1 protein-coding gene is annotated in these 213 nt (G+C 60.6%); it reads right to left on the bottom strand.

Going from position 1 to position 213, the window contains the following annotated elements; all coding sequences use genetic code 11:
* Window positions 1–28 precede the first annotated feature (28 nt).
* The coding region (locus ACG00Y_RS28860; protein ID WP_394485112.1) for a hypothetical protein at window positions 29–213 on the bottom strand (185 nt) is incomplete at its 5' end.

The following is a 213-nucleotide window of genomic DNA, read 5'->3' as shown; positions in this document are numbered from 1 at the left end:
GCTTTGGGCACTTATGCACAGTGCTCAGTTATGTGCAGGTCTCCGATACCGATAGGCTGCAGGCCCCGTGAATGCTGGCGTTGCGGGCGTCAAGGGCGATGACGCGCTGCACATAACGTTTGATTTCCGACGAGGCGAGACTGAGGTCCAACAGTCTTGCCACGCGGCAGCCACCGACGCGATGACGATGGCACACCGCCCCAACCGACATCG

Source organism: Pelomonas parva (assembly GCF_043555835.1).
Taxonomy (GTDB): Bacteria; Pseudomonadota; Gammaproteobacteria; order Burkholderiales; family Burkholderiaceae_C; genus Pelomonas; species Pelomonas parva.
This window is presented reverse-complemented; position numbering and strand designations above follow the sequence as displayed.